Below are 19,376 nucleotides of genomic sequence, written 5' to 3' on the forward strand. Positions count from 1 at the left end.
CCGGGGCCCGGAGTCTGCGCGAAATCAGGGAACACTTATGGCGCCAAATTTCCTAGGCTTTTCACATAGCCGTCAATGAGGAGCCCCGCCATGAATCCCGAGCTTTTCCTAGCCTTCGTGGTGGTCGCCGCCGCCTTGGCCTGCACCCCCGGCGTGGACTGGGCCTACACCATCACCGCGGGGCTCGGCCGCCGCAGCTTCGTGCCGGCGGTGGCGGGCCTGTGCAGCGGCTATGTGCTTCACACCGTGCTGATGGTGGCCGGGCTGGCGGCCCTGCTTGCGGCCCTGCCCGGGCTTCTCCGATGGATCACGGTCGCGGGCGCTGCTTACCTGCTGTGGCTGGGAGCCGCCACCATGCGGTCCTGGCGGGGAGCGAGCTTCACCGCCGCGGACGCCGCGGAGAATCCCGGCCGGAACCAGCTCCGGGCCTTCTTCCGGGGGATGGGGACCAGCGGCATCAACCCCAAAGGCCTGCTGTTCTTCGTGGCCCTTGTGCCGCAGTTCGTCAGTGCCGAGGCGCCGCTGCCCGTGCCGGTGCAGTCAGGGCTGCTGGGCCTGACCTTCGTGCTGCTGGCCGCCGTCGTGTACACGGCCGTGGCGCTGCTGTCCCGGCGGCTGCTTCAGTCCCGGCCGGGGGCTGCCCGCCGGGTAACGCTGGCCAGCGGCATCATCATGGTGTGCCTCGGCACCGCGCTGCTCGCCGAGCAGCTGCTGCCCCTCCTCCCCGGTCACAGCTAAGCGGCACGGCTAGCCGTCGCTCCCCGGGGAGGAATCAGGTCTTGCGCTCCATGAACCACTCGGTGAAGGCAGATGCACGCCCGTCCGGCGCCAACCGGATGACCCAGAGGTTCTCATAGCTGGGCCGGTCATCCAGGTAGGTGGTGCGCCCCTGCACGAACGCGAGGTCGCCGTCCGATCCCAGCACGGACCACTCGAACCTCCAGTCCTCGGGCTCGTCGGCGGAGGCAATCCACCGGTCCACGATCTGCTCGCGGCCACGCCAGGCGTCCGGATCATACGGCCGCGTGGCGTAGACGGCGTCCTCGGTAAAGAGCGCCCGGATATCGTCTGGGGCATTCGTTTCCCACGCCGCGATGTACTTTTCCATCCACTGCCTGATTGCGTCGGTCATTTGTCCGGTATACCCCTGCGGTACCCCGGCAGCAAGGGCCCGCACGGCGAAAACGGGCTGCACCACGGCCGTCAGTCGCCCTCCAGCTTCTTCCACTCCTGCTCCCACAACCTGCGCGCCTCCACATCCTTGCGGATGACCTCGAAGGTCTCGAGTTCGGCGCGCCGGCGCCGCCAGTCCCGGGGGTTCAAGGATTTCCGGCCGTTGTCCAGCACCAGCAGGGCGCGGTCAGTGATGGCGTCGTTGCGCAGGGCCATGCTGGTTTTCCGCCGCCGCAGGACCTCCCTCAGCGCCCGCTGCGCATGCTCATGGGCGCCGAGGCGGCGGAGGGAGCGCCCGCGGACCAGCAGCAGGGCGGCGGAGAGGTCGTCGGCGTTGAGCAGCCCTTCGGTCCAGACAACCACCTCCTGGTCCCGCCCGAGGGTGTAGGCCAGCGCGCACCTCGCCAGCGCCGTGGGCAGCGACGGCGGGAGCATGGTCAGCGCTTCAAGCGCGGCTTCCGTCTGGCCTGTCTCCCGCAGGGACTGCGACAGCGCGAGAAACACGGACTCCTCACTGAACAGCACCGGAACCTCGATGCGCTCGGCGACCTCCACGCGGGTGACCACGCGCGTAAGGTAGCTGGCCGCGAATTGGTTTGCTTCGTCGTCGTTCCTGATGCTGAGGCCGCGCTGCAGCAGCTCGACGGCGCGCAGGTGCCCGCCCTGCTGGTGCGCGAGCAGCCCGGCCATGACGTAGCAGAGGCCCGCCCAGCCGGGGTATTCCCGGCCCACGGCGATCAGCCGGTTCGGGTCGGTGCTGTTGAAGATGGCGTCGTAGACCGCCTTGGAGGCTTTGCCGGGGAGGAGCTTGAGCCTGGGGACGCTGCCATCCACGCTGATCAGGGCGGCGTCCCGGCCGCCCAGCACCCCGTGGATCAATCCGCCGACGCCCTCGGCGATGTCCCGCACGGGCGTCCGGACCTGGCCGGCGCCAAACGGAGTGAGGTCACGGGTGTCGCGGTAGATCGGTCCTGGAATCTGCCCGGCGCTCATTCCTCCATGCTAGTGGCCGCGCGAATCTAGCCGGACGCCGCGCCCACCCACACGCCGATCACCCACGTGCTGGCGGCCAGGCAGGCCAGGCCGAACTCCACGAGGATACCCAGGCCGGTGGCTTTGAGGGCCGCCCAGCTGGTGGTCAGGGCGGTTCCGAGGTTGCGCGTCCGGTGAAGCTCGCTGAGCAGCAGCCCGGCGGCGAAGCCCACAAAGAGGCCCACCACGGGGATGAGGAACATGCCCGCGATGCCCAGCACGATGCCGGCCGCGACGCTCCGGTTGGGAATTCTGTGCTGCTTGAGCTTGCGCCCGGCCAGCACGGCACTCGCCGCCATGCCTGCCAGCACGAAAATCATGCCGATGCCGAACACCACCCAGCCGATCGTTCCTTCGCCTCCCCAGATGGCCCAGGCCAGCAGGCTCAGGCCGATCAGGAAGCTCCCGGGCAGCACGGGGATGACGGTGCCGGCCACGCCCACGACGATGGCCAGGCCACACAGGATGGTCACTACGGTCTGGGCGTTCATGCCCCCCAGTCTAGGGTCCGGCGGCGGGCGGCTTCGGACGCGCTCCCTTTTGCCAGGCGCTCCCCCAAGAACGACGACGGCGGCGCCTCCCAGCAAGGGGAGGCACCGCCGTCGTGATTTCAGTCAGCTCCGCCGGTTCAGACGGCGCCTTCCGCTGCCGCAGCGGCGACGGCCGCCGTCACGGCCGGTGCTACGCGCGGGTCCAGCGGGCTGGGCACGATGTAGTCGGCGGACAGGTTGTCCTCGGCCAGTTCAGCGATGGCCCGGGCTGCGGCCAGCTTCATGGCCGGGGTGATGCGGCGGGCGCCGGCGTCGAGCGCACCGCGGAAGATTCCGGGGAACGCCAGGACGTTGTTGATCTGGTTCGGGAAATCGCTGCGGCCGGTGGCCACGACGGCCGCGTACCTGGCGGCCACGTCCGGCAGCACTTCGGGGTCGGGGTTGGACAGCGCGAACACGATGGAGCTGTGGTTCATCAGCTTCAGGTGCTCCTCGTCCAGCTTGGAGGACGAAACGCCGATGAAGACGTCTGCGCCGAGGAGGGCCTCGCCGGGACCGCCGGTGATGCCGCGCGGGTTGCTGCGCTGCGCCATCTGGGCCTTCTTGCTGGCGGGATCGGCGGCGATGTCGGCGCGCTCCGCGCTGATGGCTCCGCGGGAGTCCAGCAGCACAACATCCTTGATGCCGGCCGTGAGAAGGATCTCCGCGACGGCGATGCCTGCGGCTCCGGCGCCGGACACCACCACGCGCAGGCTTTCGAGTTCGCGGCCGGTGACCTTGGCGGCTCCTGTCAGCGCGGCAAGGACCACGACTGCAGTGCCGTGCTGGTCATCGTGCATCACGGGGCAGTCGAGGGCTTCAATGAGCTTTTCTTCCAGCTCGAAGCAGCGCGGGGCGGAGACGTCTTCGAGGTTGACGGCGCCGAAGCTGGGGCGCAGCCGGACGAGCGTTTCCACGATCTCGTCCACGTCCGTGGTGTTGAGGACCAGCGGGATGGAGTCCAACTCGCCGAAGGCCTTGAAGAGGGCGGACTTGCCCTCCATGACCGGCAGGGAGGCGCTGGCGCCGATGTTCCCGAGGCCCAGAACGGCGGTGCCGTCGCTGACCACAGCCACCAGGCGCTGGGCCCAGGTGTGGGTCTTGGCAAGTTCCGGATCAGCGTGGATGGCACGGCTGACCTGGGCGACGCCGGGCGTGTAGGCGATGGAAAGGTCGCGTTTGTTGGCGAGCGGGACGGTGCTGGTGATGGAGAGCTTGCCGCCCTCGTGGGAAGCAAAGATTTCCTGCTCCGTCAGCGCTTCGGCCGCGGTGTTGTCGATGGGGGCAATCGTTTCAATGGACACGACGTTGTCTCCTGGCTAGCCGTGGGCGCACGGCACAGTATGGCTCAAGCGTGGGAGGCTCAAGATGGTCAGGTGCGCGCTTCGCTGACGGGCCCACAGGGTGGCGGGGCCCGTCCGGAAGCCCGCGTGGTACGGGTTGCTAGCCACTCCGGTCCTGCAATGGTAAACAGGGCGGCGCCCCGCTATTTGCCATTTGGCGGCTGGCGGCCGGGATTAGGCGGTTCCTGTGGCCGAATTCACCGGATATGGCGGAAAAAGCGGGCCAATGGTCTAGACCGGTTACGCAGTATGGCGCATGGAGCGCGGCCGGGGGACCAGCAGAGAACACGCGTTCTTCAGGCCTTCCTCCGCCTCGAACAGCGACAGGCGCCGGCAGCGGACCGACTGGACTAGACCGGTCACGGTCAGCAGCAGCACCCGCGAGATGGCGGCGTCGCCGCTGGCAGAGGTCACGGCCCGCTCGGACAGGGCGTCAATCTCATGAAGCAGTGCCGTGGTGTCACGGTCTTTGACGTAGACGCCCTTGCTCAGGCAATGCTCCACGGCTGGCTGCATCACGCGCATGTGGAAAATTTCCATCACCACGCCGGACAGGGCGTGGATCCGCACTGTGCCGGCGCCCGGCCAGGTGCTCACCTTGAGTTCGCTCAGCTGATGCCGGTAAAGGGCAAGCATGAGGTGCGTGGCGGAGGGGAAGTAGCGGTAGAGGGTGCTGAGCGGAACATCCGCCTTGGCGGCAACCTCGGGCAGGGTCACGGACTTGATTCCCTTGCGCGCGAAGCCCGCCGCGACGTCCAGGATACGGGCATAGCGCGCCTGCTGCCGGGGCAGGGAGGGAGGTGCGGCCATGGGCGGAAGATCTGGATTAAATTCAAGCATCATCAGTCCGGAGGGTTGAGATTCCTGGCAGCCAGGAGAGTCCCCATCCCGTTCCTGCCCGCAATTCGCAGTCAACTATACGGCACTGCTTTCCGGCCGCAGGCCGCTGCCCGGCCGAGGCGGACGGGCAGCGGATCTCAGTCGACGCCCTTGATCTTCACCACGAACACTGCGCCCAGCAGGCCGATCACTGCGGCGGCGACGTAGAGCGAAACGTAGCCTCCCCAGAGAGTCACGAAGGGCCAGGCAAGGGCCGGAGCAATCACCTGCGGCAGCGAGTTGGCGATGTTGATGACGCCGAGGTCCTTGCCGCGGTCCCCGGCGCTGGGCAGGACCTGCGTGATCAGGGCGAAGTCCACGGCGAGGTAGGCGCCGAACCCGATGCCCAGGACGCTCGCGCCCACGATGCCCCCGATCCACGTCGGCGCGAACGCCAGGATCAGTGAAGCGAGGGCAATGATCACAGAGGAGGCTATGACCAGCGGCTTGCGCTTGCCCATCCGGTCGCTGAGCCGGCCGCCGATCACGCTGGTGATGATGACGAACACGGCGTACAGCCCGGTCAGCACCAGCACGCCGAACGCAGGCTCGAGCCCGGTGGTTTCCTTCAGGTGCACGGCGTCCGCGAGGAAGAAGAGCAGGTACAGCGTGACCATGTGGTTGCCGATGTTGACGAGCAGCCGGGTGATCCACGCCCATGCGAAGTCAGGGTGGCGCAGCGGCCGGATGAAGCTGAGCAGGAAGTCGGCCCAGTTCAGCGCGGGTCGTGCTGCCGCCGGGAGCGGCGCGTCGTCGCTCTTGAACAGATACATGACGACGCCGGCCACCAGGGCCGCGGCGCACGCCACGTAGCCCAGCGCGAAATTCCCGCTGACGACGGCGGCAATCACCGCACCGAGCAGGATGCCCACCGTCTGGCCCATTGCGGCCAGCCCTCCCACGGTGGCGCGCTGGGGCACGGGCACCCGGTCGGGGACGGCAGCGGTGATGGCCGCGTAGGCGCCGTTGCAGCCTGCCTGCACCAGGCACCACAGCAGTGTCATGACGGCCACGTTCGGCGCCCCGGCCAGACCAATCAGCGCGGCGGCGCCCAGGATCGCTCCCGCGAGCACCCAGGGCACGCGCCGGCCGAAGCGGGAAGTGGTCCGGTCACTGAACGCGCCGAAGAGGGGGTTCGCCACCAGCGACACCGCCGCCCCGGCACCGGTCACGAGCGCGAGGATCGCTTCCTTCTGGCCGGGGTCGAAGTGCTCTGCCTGCTGGCCAAGCAACACCTGGATGGGACCGAAGAATGCGGCGTTGATGCCGAGGTTGACCAACACCACGCCGGTGGTCCACAGCGGCCTGACGCGGGCCGTCGGCTCGACGAGCGCAGTGCTCTGCCGCGGGCCCACCAGCCCAGGCTCGGGAACTGCACCCGGAATGTCCGACAGACTCATGGCAGGCTCCCCCTGAACGGTATTAATCGTGTGAAATCAGACTATCGTGGGAGCCCAGAGCAGCGGGGGTCCCAGGGAGACCGTTTTCGTCGCAGTAACGGAGCGCTGAAGGATTCCGCTGCCTCGGAAAGAACCAGCCAACACGCCTAGGAGAACCAATGACCGCTTCCCCTGCCGACAATTCCACGGCTCGCCCGACGGCTGCCATCAGCACCGCCGACCTTTACGACGAACGGGGCGAGGAACTGGCATCCATCGCCCTGCAGTTCCAGTCCCTCGGCGGCCACTCCCATTTCAGCGGCCCGGTCCGGACCATCCGCTGCCTCGAGGACAACGCGCTGGTCAAGTCCACCCTTGGCTCACCGGGCAACGGTGCCGTGCTGGTGGTCGACGGCAACGGCTCGCTGCGCACCGCCCTGATGGGGGACTTGATCGCGGCGAGCGCCGTGGCAAACGGCTGGGCCGGCGTCGTCATTCACGGGGCCATCCGCGATCGCGAGGCGATCGCGGAGCTGCCGCTCGGCGTCAAGGCGCTGGGCAGCAACCCGCGCAAGAGCGCCAAGGCGGGCGCCGGGGAGACCGACATTGACCTCCTGATCGACGGCGTGACCATCCGCCCCGGTGCCACCATCTGGTGCGACCCGGACGGCATCCTCGTCGAGCGGTAAAACCCGGCGGGCTATAAAACTGGGGGATAAAACTCCGGCCAGCGGGAACAAAGCGGAAAGTAATATAGTTACTGAAAGCAACTATCAATTGCGCGCCCCCTTTCTTCCCTTGGAGCACCCATGTCCAAAACGACCGCCGGACCCGCACCCGGAGAGGTCCTGACCAAGCGGCAAACCATCACCGTCATGGTGGGGCTCATGCTCGGCATGTTCCTCTCGTCGCTGGACCAGACCATCGTCTCCACGTCCATCTACACCATCGCCAACGACCTGGACGGCCTCTCGCTGCAGGCCTGGGCCACCACCGCCTACCTCATCACCTCCACCGTCACCACCCCGCTGTACGGCAAGCTGAGCGACATCTTCGGCCGCCGCCCGCTGTACCTGGCCGCGATCGTGATCTTCCTAGCCGGCTCCCTGTACGCGGGCTCGGTGCACTCCATGACCGAGCTGGCCATTGCCCGCGGCATCCAGGGCATGGGCGCCGGCGGCCTGCTGGCCCTCGCCCTGACCATCATCGGTGACATCGTCTCGCTCAAGGACCGGTCCAAGTTCCAGGGCTACTTCATGTCCGTCTTCGGCATTTCCTCGGTGCTCGGCCCGGTAGTGGGCGGCGCCTTTGCCGGTTCCGCCAACATCCTGGGCTTTGACGGCTGGCGTTGGGTGTTCTTCATCAACCTGCCAATCGGCCTGGCCGCACTGGTGGTGGTGTTCCTGTACCTGCACCTTCCCGCCAAGCACGCGAAGCAGAAGATCGATTATTGGGGTGCGGCCGCCATCACCCTGGCCATCGTGCCGCTGCTGCTCGTCGCCGAACAGGGCCGCAGCTGGGGCTGGACGTCGCCGGCCTCCCTGCTCTGCATCGGCCTGGGCGTCATCGGCGTTGCGGCCTTCCTGGCGGCCGAAAAGCGCGCCGGGGACTACGCGCTCATCCCGCTGCGCCTCTTCCGGAACGTCACCTTCGGCCTGTCCTCGCTGCTGAATTTCATCATCGGCATCGGCATGTTCGGCGCCATCGCCATGCTCCCCATGTACCTGCAGCTCGTGAAGGGCCTCACCCCCACCGAGGCCGGGCTGATGATGATCACCTTCACCGTGGGCATCCTCTCGGGCTCCATCACCGCGGGCCGCACCATCTCGGCATCCGGCACCTACCGGATCTTCCCGATCCTGGGCACCTCCATCCTGACAGCGGCCGCCGTCGCCATGGGCCTGTCCCTCGGCGTGGACACCGGCCTCTGGGTCCCGGGCCTGATCGCTGTGTTCTTCGGCCTGGGCCTGGGCTTCTGCATGCAGCCTCTCACGCTCGCCATGCAGGTCTCCGTCCCGCCGAAGGACATGGGTGTGGGCACTTCGTCCGCCGCGTTCTTCCGCTCCATGGGCGGCGCCGTGGGAACGGCGGTGTTCATCTCCATGCTGTTCAGCCTCGCCGCGGACAAAATCGGCAACGGCATGAGGGACGCCATGCAGAGCGCGGAGTTCCTCAAGGTCCTCAAGGACCCCGCCGTGGCCGCCGACCCCGCGAACGCCAAGCTCTACGAGTTCTTCAAGAACGGCGCCACCAACGATTCCCTGAACGACACCAGCTGGCTCCACTCCGCCAACCCCGTGCTGACCCGGCCCATCACCGAGGGCTTCGCGCAGTCGATCGACGCGGTGATGCTCACCGCCGCGGTCCTCACCGGCGTCGCCTTCCTGATCAGCCTCGCCCTGCCGAACAAGAAGCTCACGGACCCCAAAGCCGCTGCGCAGGACGCGGGATCCGAGCCGGTCGCCACGCACTGACCACCGGGACAGCGCAGCGAAGCACGACGACGGCGGGACGTCCCGCCGTCGTCGTCTTCTGTCCCGAAGTGGAACAGCGGGCCGTGACGTGCCACACTGTTAGGCGCGTGTGCGCCGGCCGTCTGGGCCGGTACCGCAGCCGACGACGTCCGCACCGCAGAAACCAACCCCCAAATCCAAGGGAGAACCATGTCCACCGCCAACGAGCAAACTACCGCCAAGATCCCGAAACGGGTCATTTGGCTGGCGCTTGCCGGCGCCGTGGGAGGCTTCCTGTTCGGCTTTGACTCCTCCGTGGTCAACGGCGCCGTCGACGCCATGAAGGACGAATTCGCACTGAGTGAAGCCGTGACCGGCTTCGCCGTGGCCGTTGCCCTGCTGGGATGCGCTGCCGGCGCCTACATGGCCGGCAAGGTCGCCGACCGCTACGGCCGCATCCCCGCCATGAAGCTCGGCGCCCTGCTGTTCCTGGTCAGCGCTGTCGGCACCGGCTTCGCCTTCGGCGTCTGGGACCTCATCTTCTGGCGCCTCGTCGGCGGCCTGGGCATTGGCCTGGCCTCCGTGATCGCGCCCGCTTACATCTCCGAGATCTCCCCGCGGCACGTCCGCGGCCGCCTCGCCTCCCTGCAGCAGCTCGCGATCACCACGGGTATCTTCGCCGCACTGCTGTCCGATGCGCTCTTCGCCACGTCCGCCGGCGGCGCCGACCAGCCGTTCTGGCTGGGAATCGAGGCCTGGCGCTGGATGTTCCTGGGGGCCGCCCTGCCCGCCGTGGTCTACGGCTGGATCTCCTACACGCTGCCTGAATCCCCGCGCTTCCTCGTCATCCAGGGCAAGGAAGCCGAAGCACGCAAGGTCTTCGACTCCATCGCACCCCAGGAGGACACCGACCGCCACCTGCGCGAAATCCGCGAGGCCATCGAGGAGGACCAGCTCGCGGGCAAGAAGGGCTCGCTCCGCGGCAAGACCTTTGGTCTCCAGGCCGTCGTCTGGATCGGCATCACGCTCTCCGTGCTGCAGCAGTTCGTGGGCATCAACGTGATCTTCTACTACTCCACCACGCTGTGGAAGGCCGTGGGCTTCCAGGAGAAGGACTCGCTCACCATCTCCGTGGCCACCTCCGTCACCAACATCCTGGTGACACTCGTGGCCATCGCCCTCGTCGACCGGATCGGACGCCGGCCCATCCTGCTGGCCGGCTCCATCGGCATGGCCGTCTCACTGGGTGCCATGGCTGTGGCCTTCGCCTCGGCGCGGGGCACGGGGTCCGAGATCTCCCTTCCCGGCGCTTGGGGGCCCGTTGCCCTCGTTGCGGCGAACGTCTTCGTGATCAGCTTCGGCGCCTCCTGGGGCCCGCTCGTCTGGGTGCTGCTCGGTGAGATCTTCCCGTCCCGGATCCGCGCCCGCGCCCTGGGTTTGGCCGCCGCCGCGCAGTGGATCGCCAACTTCGCCATCACACTGAGCTTCCCTGTGATGGCCGCCGCGTCGCTGCCGCTGACGTACGCCATGTACGCACTCTTCGCCGCGGCCTCATTCTTCTTCGTCATGTACAAGGTGCCGGAGACGAACGGCATGTCGCTGGAACAGGCTGAAACCCTGTTTGTTCCAAAGGGGTCCGTTAAGGTCTGACCGGCTCTTAGCCCCCCGGACATGTGGAGGCGCCAGCGTTCCGATGGAATGCTGGCGCCTTCTGCCGTCTGTGGCGGGCTTCCGTGGCGGGCTTTCGCCGGCCCGCCAATACGGCCTCCTCCACGGCACCGTGTAGGTTGGAAAGGCTGATTTTGTAACCGCCGCCACCCTCGCGGCGGTCCTTTCAAAGGATTGTGCACATGTCTGAGCAGACAACCACCGGGCAGAGAACTGCCTCCAGCCAGGACAGCGAGCCCCACCTTTCACGCTCGCTGAGCAACCGGCATATCCAGCTGCTGGCCATCGGCGGCGCCATCGGCACCGGCCTCTTCATGGGCTCCGGCAAGACCATTTCGGTGGCCGGGCCGTCCGTGATCTTCGTGTACATGATCATCGGCTTCATGCTGTTCTTCGTGATGCGGGCGATGGGCCAGCTCCTGCTGTCCAACCTGAGCTACAAGTCCTTCAGCGACTTCGCCGGCGACCTCCTGGGTCCGTGGGCCGGCTTCTTCACCGGCTGGACCTACTGGTTCTGCTGGGTGGTCACGGGCGTGGCCGACGTGATCGCGATTGCCGGCTACGCCAACGAGCTGTGGCCCGGCATCCAGCTGTGGATTCCTGGGCTCGCCACCATCGTCATCCTGCTGCTGCTGAACCTGCCGACGGTCAAGGCCTTCGGTGAGACCGAGTTCTGGTTCGCGCTCATCAAGATCGTGGCCATCGTGGCACTGATCGCTGTGGGCCTGGTCATGATCCTTACCGGGTTCCAGTCCGACGCCGGCACGGCCAGCTTCACGAACCTCTGGAACCACGGGGGCTTCTTCCCCCGGGAGTTCATGGGCTTCGTGGCGGGTTTCCAGATTGCCGTCTTCGCTTTCGTGGGCATTGAACTCGTAGGTACGGCAGCGGCCGAAACCAAGAACCCGGAGCACAACCTGCCCCGCGCCATCAATGCCATTCCGCTGCGCGTCATGCTCTTCTACGTGGGCGCGCTGATCATCCTGATGTCCGTGACCCCGTGGACCGAGTTCCAGGCAGGCCACAGCCCGTTCATCGGCATGTTCTCCCTCGCGGGACTGGGCATGGCGGCCATGGTGGTGAACCTCGTCGTGCTGACCTCAGCCATGTCCTCGGCCAACTCCGGCATATATTCCACTTCGCGCATGGTCTTCGGCCTCGCGAACGACGGCGACGCCCCGAAGCTGTTCGGCCGCCTCTCCAGCCGGAAGGTCCCGCAAAACGCGCTGTTCCTTTCGTGCGTCCTGCTGCTCGCCGGCGTGGCACTCCTGTACGCGGGCAAGGATGTCGGAGTGGCGTTCGACATGGTCACCACCGTCTCCGCCGTCTGCTTCATGTTCGTCTGGTCCATCATCCTGGCCAGCTACCTGGTGTTCCGGAAGCGCCGCCCCGAACTGCACAAGTCCTCACCGTTCAAGATGCCCGGCGGCATCCCCATGGTCTGGGTGGTGTTCGCCTTCTTCGCGTTCCTCGTCTGGGCTCTCACCACCCAGCCGGACACGCTGGCGGCGCTGCTCGTCACCCCGCTCTGGTTCGCAGTCCTCGGTACCGTCTACGCGGTGGTCCGCCGCTCACCGCTGCACCAGGCACGCGTGGCTGAGTGGAAGGCCATGGCCGACGCCGAGACGGCGTCAGCACGCTAACCGGAGCCTTTTCACCCGGCTCATGCCCGGTCTTCAGGCAGACCCGGACGGCAGTGTCGCCACCTGCCGTTCGGGTCCGGGCGGAGCAGGGCTAGGCTTGTCCCCATGAGCAACACCGAAGCCGTTCCCCGGGAAATGCTTTGCGAGGCGGCGGGAGCACCTGCCGATATCGAAATCCTCGCCCCCCGCGCAGTGCCGCTGGGCGGGCCCAGAGCCATGGACGTGCGCCGCACCCTGCCCCAACGCCAGCGCAGCCTCATCGGCGCCTGGTGCTTCCTGGACCATTACGGTCCCGACCGTGTCGGGGCGACCGGCGGAATGCGGGTCCCCCGCCACCCCCACACCGGCCTTCAGACTGTCAGCTGGCTCTTCACCGGCGAGGTCGAGCACCGGGACTCCGCCGGGTTCCACGCCATGGTTCGGCCCGGCGAGATCAACCTGATGACAGCAGGCAGGGGCATCAGCCACTCGGAATTCTCCACACCGGACACGGACGTGCTGCACGGCGCCCAGCTCTGGGTGGCCCTCCCGGACACCGCCCGCCACATGGAGCCCACCTTCGAGAGCTACCGCCCGGAACCCGTCACGGGAGAGGGCTGGACCCTGCGCGTCTTCCTGGGCTCCCTCTCCGGAAGCACCTCCCCGGTCACGACGCACAGCCCGCTCCTCGGGGCGGAGATCCTGCTCGAACCCGGCGCCTCGCTGGAACTTGCCACCGACCCCGCCTTTGAGCACGGAGTGCTGCTGGACGCAGGCTCCCTGCACCTGGACGGCCATCCGGTTGCCGCGGACCATCTGGCGTTCCTGCCCGTTGGCCGGCCGTCCATGACCCTCACCGCCGGCGCCGATCCCGTGCGGGTGCTCCTCATCGGGGGCGAGCCGCTCGGCGAGAAGATCCTCATGTGGTGGAACTTCGTGGGCCGCAGCCACGAGGAGATCGTCAGCTACCGGGAGCAGTGGCAGGCAGAGATCGGTGCGGAGCAGCCGGCCGAACCAGACACAGGAGGGACGCCACGCTTCGGCACGTTCCCCGCCGGCGAGCCCCCTGCCCTCCCCGCCCCCGCGATGCCCACCACCCGCCTGCGGCCCCGGAGCTAAGCGAGCCACCCGCGCCGCCAACCCTCCCGCACCTTCCGCCGCCAAACCACCAACCCTCCCGCAGCTTCCGCCGCCAAACCACCAACCCACCCGCACCTTTTGTTGCCGGCGGCAGCCAGCCTGAACAGGAAGTGCGGGAGCGTTGGGGAAAACGTCGCAAGACGTGAGGGAGCGTCGGGAGAAAGGCTGCAGGATATGAGGGAGGGTCGGGCGGGGCGGGGGTTAAACGCGCGACGCCGGACCTCACCTTCTTGAGTTCCGGCGTCGTGCGTTTTGAGTTCCTGCCATGCGGGAAGGGTTGCGGCGGTGCCTAGACGGTGGCGGTGACGCCTTCCGCTTTGCGCTCCTCGACCAGGCCGCAGACGGCCACGAACAGCGGGTGGTCGGACGTGAGTCCGGTGATCCGTTCGGTTGCGTCGGCCGGCTCGGAGGTCGCCAGGATCTGCCCCAGCTCCACTGCTTCGGCGTCTGCGGGGTCGTTGAACCGCAGGGCCGCCGCGATCGCCCCGAGCAGCGCTTCCGGCACGATGCCCCGCTCGGCGAGCTCAGCGGCAGGCCCGATGAACCGCTCGTGCCTGCTGAGCTTGCGCAGCGGGGCCCGGCCTACGCGGTTCACGGTGTCGGGCAGGTGGGGGTTGGTGAAGCGGCCCAGGATCTTCTGGACGTAGGCTTCCTGCTCGTCGTGGTTGAACCCGTGTTTGGCCACCAGCAGCTGCTTGGTTTCGTCGAGCACGGCACGCACGTCCGCCGCCACATCCTGATCGGCCATGGCCTCGGAGATCTTCTCCAGCCCGGCTTCGAAGCCAAAATACGCTGCTGAGGCGTGCCCTGTGTTGACCGTGAACAGTTTCCGCTCGATGTAGGGCCCCAGTTCGTCCACGAACGTGGCGCCGGGGATGACGGGCGCGGCATCGCCGAAGGGCGTGCGGTCGATGACCCACTCGTAGAACGTCTCCACCGTGACATCCAGACCCTGGCCCGGTTCCTGGTTGGGCACGATTCTGTCCACTGCGGTGTTGGCAAACACTGCCGCCTCGTCCAGGGGCCCCGCGGCGTCGTCCCAGCACGACACGATCGCCTCGCGCAGGATGTCCGTGGCGTTGATGGCGTTCTCACAGGCCATCACCTGCAGCGGCGCCTTGCCTGCCTCCCGGACGGCAATGCCCTTCGCAATCGCGGGGGCCACGAACTTCAGGATGTGCGGCCCCACTGCGGTGGTGACGATGTCCGCCGTCGCGATCTCCTCGATCAGCTGCGCCTCCTGCGTGCTGGAGTTGATCGCCCGGAAGTTGTCCACGGTGCTCACGGCCGGGTTCTCCCCTACCTCGTGCACCTGATAGCTGTCCGCGGCGGCCAGCTGGGCAATCAGGGCCTCCGCAACATCAGCGAAAACCACCTCGTACCCGGCCTGATGCAGCAGCAGCCCCACAAACCCGCGGCCGATGTTTCCGGCTCCGAAATGTACTGCCTTCACTATGCGTTGACCTTTCCGAAGAGTTCCAGGACCTCGTCCACCGATGTTGCGGCCTCCAGCTGCGCCACCTGCGACTTGTTCGTGAAGACCTTCGCGATCGAGGACAGGATGTGGAGGTGCTCGTTGTTGACACCGGCCACGCCCACGACGAACTTGACCTGCTTGCCGTTCCAGTCAATGCCTTCCGGGTACCGGATCACGGACACGGCGGACTTCATGATGTGGTCCTTCGCGGCGTTGGTGCCGTGCGGGATCGCCAGGAAGCTGCCCATGTACGTGGACACGGATTCCTCGCGCTCGTGCATTGCGAGGATGTAGTCGTTGTCCACGGCTCCCCGTGCCAGCAGGAGCTGGCCCGCTTCGTCGATGGCAGCGTCACGGGTGGTGGCGGAGCCGTTGAGGACCACGCTCTCTGCCACCAGAATGTCCGACGGCGGGGTGCTGGCTTTGGCGGGAGCCTCCGCGGCAGGTGCCGCAGCAGCGGCGGGAGCGCCTGCATCAGCAGCGGGAGCGGCCGCGTTGCTTCGCTGCACCAGTTCCACGATCTCCTCATAGCGCGGGCTGTTCATGAAGTTGTCCACGGAGACGTGCACGGCGCTGGAGGTGGTGGGCTTGGCGCGTTCGGTGAGGTCCTGGTGGGTGACCACGACGTCGTAGGTGTCGCTGAGGTTCGCGATGGAGGCGTTGGTGACCTTGACGTCCGGGAAGCCGGCGGCCTTGATCTTGTTCCGCAGCACCGAGGCGCCCATGGCACTGGAGCCCATGCCGGCGTCGCAGGCGAAGACGATGTTCTTGATGGGGCCGGCCATCACGGCAACGCCGCCGGCACCCGCACCGGCACCGGCGCCGGTCAGGGCGGAGGACACGGAGCTCTTCTTGCCCTTCATGGCTTCCATCTTCGAGGTCGCGGCGCTGATGTCGCCCTCGTCGCTGTGGCGCGTGGTCTTCAGGATCACCGAGGCGACCAGGAAGGAAGCGGTGGCCGCGAGCAGCACCGCGAGGATCACGCCGAGGTAGCTGTCACGGGAGGTCTGGGCGATCACCGCGAGGATCGACCCCGGGGCCGCAGGGGCAACGAGCCCGGCACCGGTGACGGCGAGCGTCGCGATCCCCGTCATGCCGCCCGCGATGGCTGCCAGGATCAGCATCGGGCGCATCAGCACGTACGGGAAGTAGATTTCGTGGATGCCGCCGAGGAAGTGGATGATCGCGGCGCCGGGGGCCGACGCCTTTGCAGCGCCTCGGCCAAAGAACATGTAGGCGAGCAGAATGCCGAGGCCCGGGCCGGGGTTGGCTTCGAGCAGGAACAGGATGGACTTGCCCTGCTCCAGCGACTGCTGGATTCCCAACGGGGTCAGCACGCCGTGGTTGATGGCGTTGTTCAGGAAGAGCACCTTGGCCGGTTCAATGAAAATGCTGGTCAGGGGCAGGAGGCCGTTGTTGACCAGGAACTGGACCACGTTGCCCGCACCCGTGCTGAAGGCCGTGACCAGCGGCGAGATGCCGTAGAAGCCGAGCATGGCCAGCAGGGCGCCCCAGATACCGGCGGAGAAGTTGTTCACCAGCATCTCGAAGCCGGGCCGGATCTTTCCCTCCCAGATGGAGTCGATCTTCTTCATGGTCCAGCCGCCCAGCGGGCCCATGATCATGGCGCCGATGAACATCGGGATGCCGGCGCCGACGATCACGCCCATGGTGCCGATGGCCCCAACAACGCCACCGCGGACGTCGTAAACCATCCGGCCGCCGGTGTAGGCGATCAGGAGCGGCAGCAGGTAGGTGATCATGGGACCCACAAGGCCCGTGTTCGGCACGCCCTCTGCGTTGGTGCCGAAGCCGCCAAGCTGCGGTACGGGGATCCAGCCCTTTTCAATAAAGAGCGCCGTGATGAGGCCCCAGGCGATGAATGCCCCGATATTGGGCATGATCATGCCGGACAGGAACGTCCCGAACTTCTGGACGTGCACCCGCGCACTGGTCTTGGGTTTTGCAACTGTCTCTGTTGCCATGTGATTTCCTAACCGTGATTCCTGCTGCTCCGCAGGATGGTCCGATATTTTCAACGACTAGCTGTTGGGACTCGTGGAGATCCGGTGGAGCCATTCGAGAAAGAGCTTGAGTTCCGAGCTGGAGAGCTGGTCCGAGTGTGATGCCTGCAACGCCGCGTTCAGGGCGATGGCAGCCACCACCACTGAGGACTTTCCGGATTCGTCCTGCCCGGTTTTCCTTGCCTGGTCCGCGGACACCGCGAAGATCATGGCGTCCCGGGTCATGGTGGACAGTTCGAGGTTCCGGTCTGTGGCCGGTTCCGCGATCAGCATGAGCGTGACGCCCACGTTGGCCGCCAGGATGCTTCTGGCGGCTTCCCGCGGCTGGACGTTCAGCTGCCCTGCCGCGGCGGCCTTGTTCAGCATTTCCTCCATCAGCGCCTCGGCATCGGCAACGATGGCGGGGCGACTTTCCGGGCGGATGTTACCGAACATGACCAGATAGAGTTCCGGCTGATTGAGCCCGAACTGCACGTGGTTGTCCCACATTCGCCGGATGTCTTCCAGCGGCTGCCCGGACGGGGCGAAGTCCCGTTCGCCCGCCACATACTCTTCAAATCCCGCGGCAACAACGGCGTCAAACAGGCCTTCCTTGTCACCGAAGTGGTGGTACAGGGTTGGCGCAGTCACCCCCGCCAGCTGGGTGATCTGACGGGTGGAGACGGGTGCCCCCGCGGAGTTGGCCAGCAATTCGGCTGCCGCACGCAGCAGCCTCATTTTGGGCGGCAACTGGCCATCGAAACTCATAACCGCTACCCTATCACCTATAGCAACGCTATATGAACTGCATCACATACAATTTTTTCAGGCACCGCAAAACACCGTCGGACGCAGCTGTTCCGACCGGCCCGGATCCATCCGGGCAGAGACCGGCGGGCCTGGCTACCGGCAGAGAACGAGGACCTTCAGTGCAGAACTTCCCAGGAGTTGGCGTCAGCCCAGGCCGCATCATCGGCACCATCCGCCAAATGCCCAAGCCCATCAGCGAACCCCCGGCAGGCGAGCAGCTGCCGGCAGGCACCACCGCGGAGGAGGCGACGGCGGCACTCAAGGCGGCGGCCACCGCCGTCCACGATGAACTGAAGGCCCGCGCCGACCACGCCACCGGCGATGGCAAGGCCGTCCTGGAAGCGACGGCGCTCATGGCCAAGGACACCATGCTGATCAAGGGCGCGGCCAAGCTCGTCGCCCGCGGCACCTCGGCCCAGCGTGCCATCTGGGAGTCCGGCTCGTCGGTTGCCGAAATGCTGCACAACCTCGGCGGCTACATGGCGGAGCGTGCCACCGACATCCTGGACGTCCGCGCCCGCATCGTGGCTGAACTCCGGGGCGTGCCTGCCCCCGGCATTCCCACGTCCGAGACCCCCTTCATCCTCGTGGCCGAAGACCTGGCACCGGCCGACACCGCAACCCTGGACCCGAATAAGGTCCTCGCGCTGGTGACCGCTGGCGGCGGACCGCAGTCGCACACCGCCATCATCGCCCGCTCCCTCGGCCTGCCGGCAGTAGTGGCCGCCGTGGGCGTTGACGAACTGACGGACGGCACCGAGGTCTATGTCGACGGCGCCGCCGGCTCCATCACCGCAAATCCGGACGAGTCGCTGCGCGCCGCGGCCGAGGCATGGGCGGCCACGGCATCCCTCCTCGCCGAGTTCAGCGGCGAAGGCGCGACGGCGGACGGCCACCTGGTCCCGCTCCTCGCCAACGTAGGCGGGGCCAAGGACGCCGAAGCCGCAGCGAAGCTCGGGGCGCAGGGCGTGGGTCTGTTCCGCACGGAGTTCTGCTTCCTGGAGCGCGACACCGAACCTAGCGTCGAAGAGCAGGCCGCCGCGTACAAGGGCGTCTTCGATGCCTTCCCCGGCAAGAAGGTGGTCCTGCGGACCCTGGACGCGGGCGCCGACAAGCCGCTTCCCTTCCTGACAGATTCCACCGAGCCCAACCCCGCCCTCGGCGTCCGGGGCTACCGCACTGACTTCACCACGCCGGGCGTGCTGGACCGCCAGCTCGAGGCCATCGCCCTTGCCGAAAAGCAGTCCGAGGCCGATGTCTGGGTCATGGCACCGATGATTTCCACCGCCGAGGAAGCTGCGCGGTTCGCCTCGATGTGCGCCGACGCCGGCATCAAGACGCCTGGCGTGATGGTGGAGGTCCCGTCCGCCGCCCTCACCGCGGACACCATCCTCCGCGAGGTTGGCTTCGCCAGCCTGGGCACCAACGACCTGACGCAGTACGCGATGGCCGCCGACCGCCAGCTCGGCCCCCTCGCCGGCCTGAACACGCCCTGGCAGCCGGCCGTGCTGCGCCTCGTGGGACTCACGGTCGAAGGCGCAGCCGCGGAGGGCCACAACAAGCCGGTGGGCGTCTGTGGTGAGGCAGCAGCCGACCCCGCCCTCGCCGTCGTGCTCACCGGGCTCGGAGTGAACACCCTGTCCATGACGGCCCGTTCCCTGGCCGCGGTGGCCGCCGTCCTCAAGACCGTCACGCTCGCCGAAGCCCAGGAACTGGCCAAGCTGGCCCTCTCCGCACCCAGCGCCACCGAGGCGCGGGCATGGGTCCGGGAGAAGCTTCCCGTCCTCGAGGAGCTCGGCCTGTAATCAGGCTTTACACCTCTGAGGACGGCGGAGGCCGGCGCCCGGACATTCGGGTGCCGGCCCCG

Annotated in this window: 16 protein-coding genes; 7 read left to right on the forward strand and 9 right to left on the reverse strand. The window is 67.1% G+C overall.

Annotation, left to right across the window (positions count from 1 at the left end):
* Nucleotides 1-90 precede the first annotated feature (90 nt).
* Nucleotides 91-738: a LysE family translocator gene (locus AC3A3W_RS15685; RefSeq protein WP_487443950.1), complete on the forward strand. Its 648-nt coding sequence runs from the start codon at nt 91-93 to the stop codon at nt 736-738.
* Between the two features lie 34 nt (nt 739-772).
* On the opposite strand, the gene AC3A3W_RS15690 is transcribed toward AC3A3W_RS15685, so the two are convergent.
* The 6 genes from AC3A3W_RS15690 to AC3A3W_RS15715 form a co-directional block, all read right to left on the reverse strand.
* Nucleotides 773-1,132, reverse strand: coding sequence for a nuclear transport factor 2 family protein (locus AC3A3W_RS15690; protein WP_487443951.1), 360 nt, complete (start codon nt 1,130-1,132; stop codon nt 773-775).
* Nucleotides 1,133-1,203: 71 nt separating this feature from the next.
* Nucleotides 1,204-2,166: a tetratricopeptide repeat protein gene (locus AC3A3W_RS15695; protein WP_487443952.1), complete on the reverse strand. Its 963-nt coding sequence runs from the start codon at nt 2,164-2,166 to the stop codon at nt 1,204-1,206.
* 26 nt (nt 2,167-2,192) lie between these two features.
* Nucleotides 2,193-2,696 (reverse strand): DUF456 domain-containing protein, encoded by a 504-nt coding sequence (locus tag AC3A3W_RS15700; protein ID WP_487443953.1) that lies wholly within the window; start codon nt 2,694-2,696, stop codon nt 2,193-2,195.
* Nucleotides 2,697-2,833: 137 nt separating this feature from the next.
* Nucleotides 2,834-4,039, reverse strand: a complete 1,206-nt coding sequence (locus AC3A3W_RS15705) for an NAD(P)-dependent malic enzyme (RefSeq protein ID WP_487443954.1) — start codon at nt 4,037-4,039, stop codon at nt 2,834-2,836.
* 279 nt (nt 4,040-4,318) lie between these two features.
* Nucleotides 4,319-4,918 carry a TetR/AcrR family transcriptional regulator gene (locus AC3A3W_RS15710; RefSeq protein WP_487444023.1) on the reverse strand — a complete coding sequence of 200 codons (600 nt, stop codon included), beginning with the start codon at nt 4,916-4,918 and terminating at the stop codon, nt 4,319-4,321.
* Nucleotides 4,919-5,055: 137 nt separating this feature from the next.
* Entirely contained in the window at nt 5,056-6,357 is a 1,302-nt protein-coding gene (locus AC3A3W_RS15715) for an MFS transporter (protein WP_487443955.1), read from the reverse strand.
* Nucleotides 6,358-6,515: 158 nt separating this feature from the next.
* Between AC3A3W_RS15715 and rraA the strand changes: the two genes are divergently transcribed.
* The 5 genes from rraA (at nt 6,516) to AC3A3W_RS15740 (ending at nt 13,198) form a co-directional block, all read left to right on the forward strand.
* Nucleotides 6,516-7,025: a ribonuclease E activity regulator RraA gene (gene rraA, locus AC3A3W_RS15720; protein ID WP_487443956.1), complete on the forward strand. Its 510-nt coding sequence runs from the start codon at nt 6,516-6,518 to the stop codon at nt 7,023-7,025.
* Nucleotides 7,026-7,145: 120 nt separating this feature from the next.
* The gene (locus tag AC3A3W_RS15725) at nt 7,146-8,810 is read left to right on the forward strand and encodes an MDR family MFS transporter (RefSeq protein WP_487443957.1); all 1,665 of its coding nucleotides are present in this window, start codon (nt 7,146-7,148) and stop codon (nt 8,808-8,810) included.
* A gap of 189 nt (nt 8,811-8,999) precedes the next feature.
* Nucleotides 9,000-10,439: a sugar porter family MFS transporter gene (locus tag AC3A3W_RS15730; protein ID WP_205651485.1), complete on the forward strand. Its 1,440-nt coding sequence runs from the start codon at nt 9,000-9,002 to the stop codon at nt 10,437-10,439.
* A gap of 200 nt (nt 10,440-10,639) precedes the next feature.
* Nucleotides 10,640-12,100, forward strand: a complete 1,461-nt coding sequence (locus AC3A3W_RS15735; protein ID WP_487443958.1) for an amino acid permease — start codon at nt 10,640-10,642, stop codon at nt 12,098-12,100.
* 105 nt (nt 12,101-12,205) lie between these two features.
* Nucleotides 12,206-13,198 (forward strand): pirin family protein, encoded by a 993-nt coding sequence (locus AC3A3W_RS15740; RefSeq protein ID WP_487443959.1) that lies wholly within the window; start codon nt 12,206-12,208, stop codon nt 13,196-13,198.
* A gap of 310 nt (nt 13,199-13,508) precedes the next feature.
* Here AC3A3W_RS15740 and AC3A3W_RS15745 read toward each other — a convergent pair whose 3' ends face one another.
* From AC3A3W_RS15745 to AC3A3W_RS15755, 3 genes are read right to left on the reverse strand one after another with little or no spacing between them, the layout of a single operon-like run.
* A complete protein-coding gene (locus AC3A3W_RS15745) occupies nt 13,509-14,672 on the reverse strand; it encodes a mannitol-1-phosphate 5-dehydrogenase (protein ID WP_487443960.1) in 1,164 nt (387 codons plus the stop codon).
* Entirely contained in the window at nt 14,672-16,681 is a 2,010-nt protein-coding gene (locus tag AC3A3W_RS15750; RefSeq protein WP_487443961.1) for a PTS mannitol transporter subunit IICBA, read from the reverse strand. Before AC3A3W_RS15750 ends, AC3A3W_RS15745 begins: the two co-directional genes overlap by 1 nt.
* Before the next feature lie 57 nt (nt 16,682-16,738).
* Nucleotides 16,739-17,467 (reverse strand): TetR/AcrR family transcriptional regulator, encoded by a 729-nt coding sequence (locus AC3A3W_RS15755; RefSeq protein WP_487443962.1) that lies wholly within the window; start codon nt 17,465-17,467, stop codon nt 16,739-16,741.
* A gap of 161 nt (nt 17,468-17,628) precedes the next feature.
* On the opposite strand from AC3A3W_RS15755, the gene ptsP reads away from it, so the two are divergent.
* A complete protein-coding gene (gene ptsP, locus AC3A3W_RS15760; protein ID WP_487443963.1) occupies nt 17,629-19,314 on the forward strand; it encodes a phosphoenolpyruvate--protein phosphotransferase in 1,686 nt (561 codons plus the stop codon).
* Nucleotides 19,315-19,376: the final 62 nt, after the last annotated feature.

The organism is Arthrobacter sp. Soil_N43 (assembly GCF_057655195.1).

Excerpts from the sequence above, each read along its gene's own strand:
- AC3A3W_RS15685 (WP_487443950.1), top strand. The coding sequence starts at position 91 with ATGAATCCCGAGCTTTTCCTAGCCTTCGTGGTGGTCGCCGCCGCCTTG.
- AC3A3W_RS15710 (WP_487444023.1), bottom strand. The coding sequence starts at position 4,918 with ATGCTTGAATTTAATCCAGATCTTCCGCCCATGGCCGCACCTCCCTCC.
- AC3A3W_RS15755 (WP_487443962.1), bottom strand. The coding sequence starts at position 17,467 with ATGAGTTTCGATGGCCAGTTGCCGCCCAAAATGAGGCTGCTGCGTGCG.
- AC3A3W_RS15750 (WP_487443961.1), bottom strand. The coding sequence starts at position 16,681 with ATGGCAACAGAGACAGTTGCAAAACCCAAGACCAGTGCGCGGGTGCAC.
- AC3A3W_RS15690 (WP_487443951.1), bottom strand. The coding sequence starts at position 1,132 with ATGACCGACGCAATCAGGCAGTGGATGGAAAAGTACATCGCGGCGTGG.
- rraA (WP_487443956.1), top strand. The coding sequence starts at position 6,516 with ATGACCGCTTCCCCTGCCGACAATTCCACGGCTCGCCCGACGGCTGCC.
- AC3A3W_RS15735 (WP_487443958.1), top strand. The coding sequence starts at position 10,640 with ATGTCTGAGCAGACAACCACCGGGCAGAGAACTGCCTCCAGCCAGGAC.
- AC3A3W_RS15725 (WP_487443957.1), top strand. The coding sequence starts at position 7,146 with ATGTCCAAAACGACCGCCGGACCCGCACCCGGAGAGGTCCTGACCAAG.
- AC3A3W_RS15715 (WP_487443955.1), bottom strand. The coding sequence starts at position 6,357 with ATGAGTCTGTCGGACATTCCGGGTGCAGTTCCCGAGCCTGGGCTGGTG.
- AC3A3W_RS15730 (WP_205651485.1), top strand. The coding sequence starts at position 9,000 with ATGTCCACCGCCAACGAGCAAACTACCGCCAAGATCCCGAAACGGGTC.
- AC3A3W_RS15700 (WP_487443953.1), bottom strand. The coding sequence starts at position 2,696 with ATGAACGCCCAGACCGTAGTGACCATCCTGTGTGGCCTGGCCATCGTC.
- AC3A3W_RS15740 (WP_487443959.1), top strand. The coding sequence starts at position 12,206 with ATGAGCAACACCGAAGCCGTTCCCCGGGAAATGCTTTGCGAGGCGGCG.
- AC3A3W_RS15695 (WP_487443952.1), bottom strand. The coding sequence starts at position 2,166 with ATGAGCGCCGGGCAGATTCCAGGACCGATCTACCGCGACACCCGTGAC.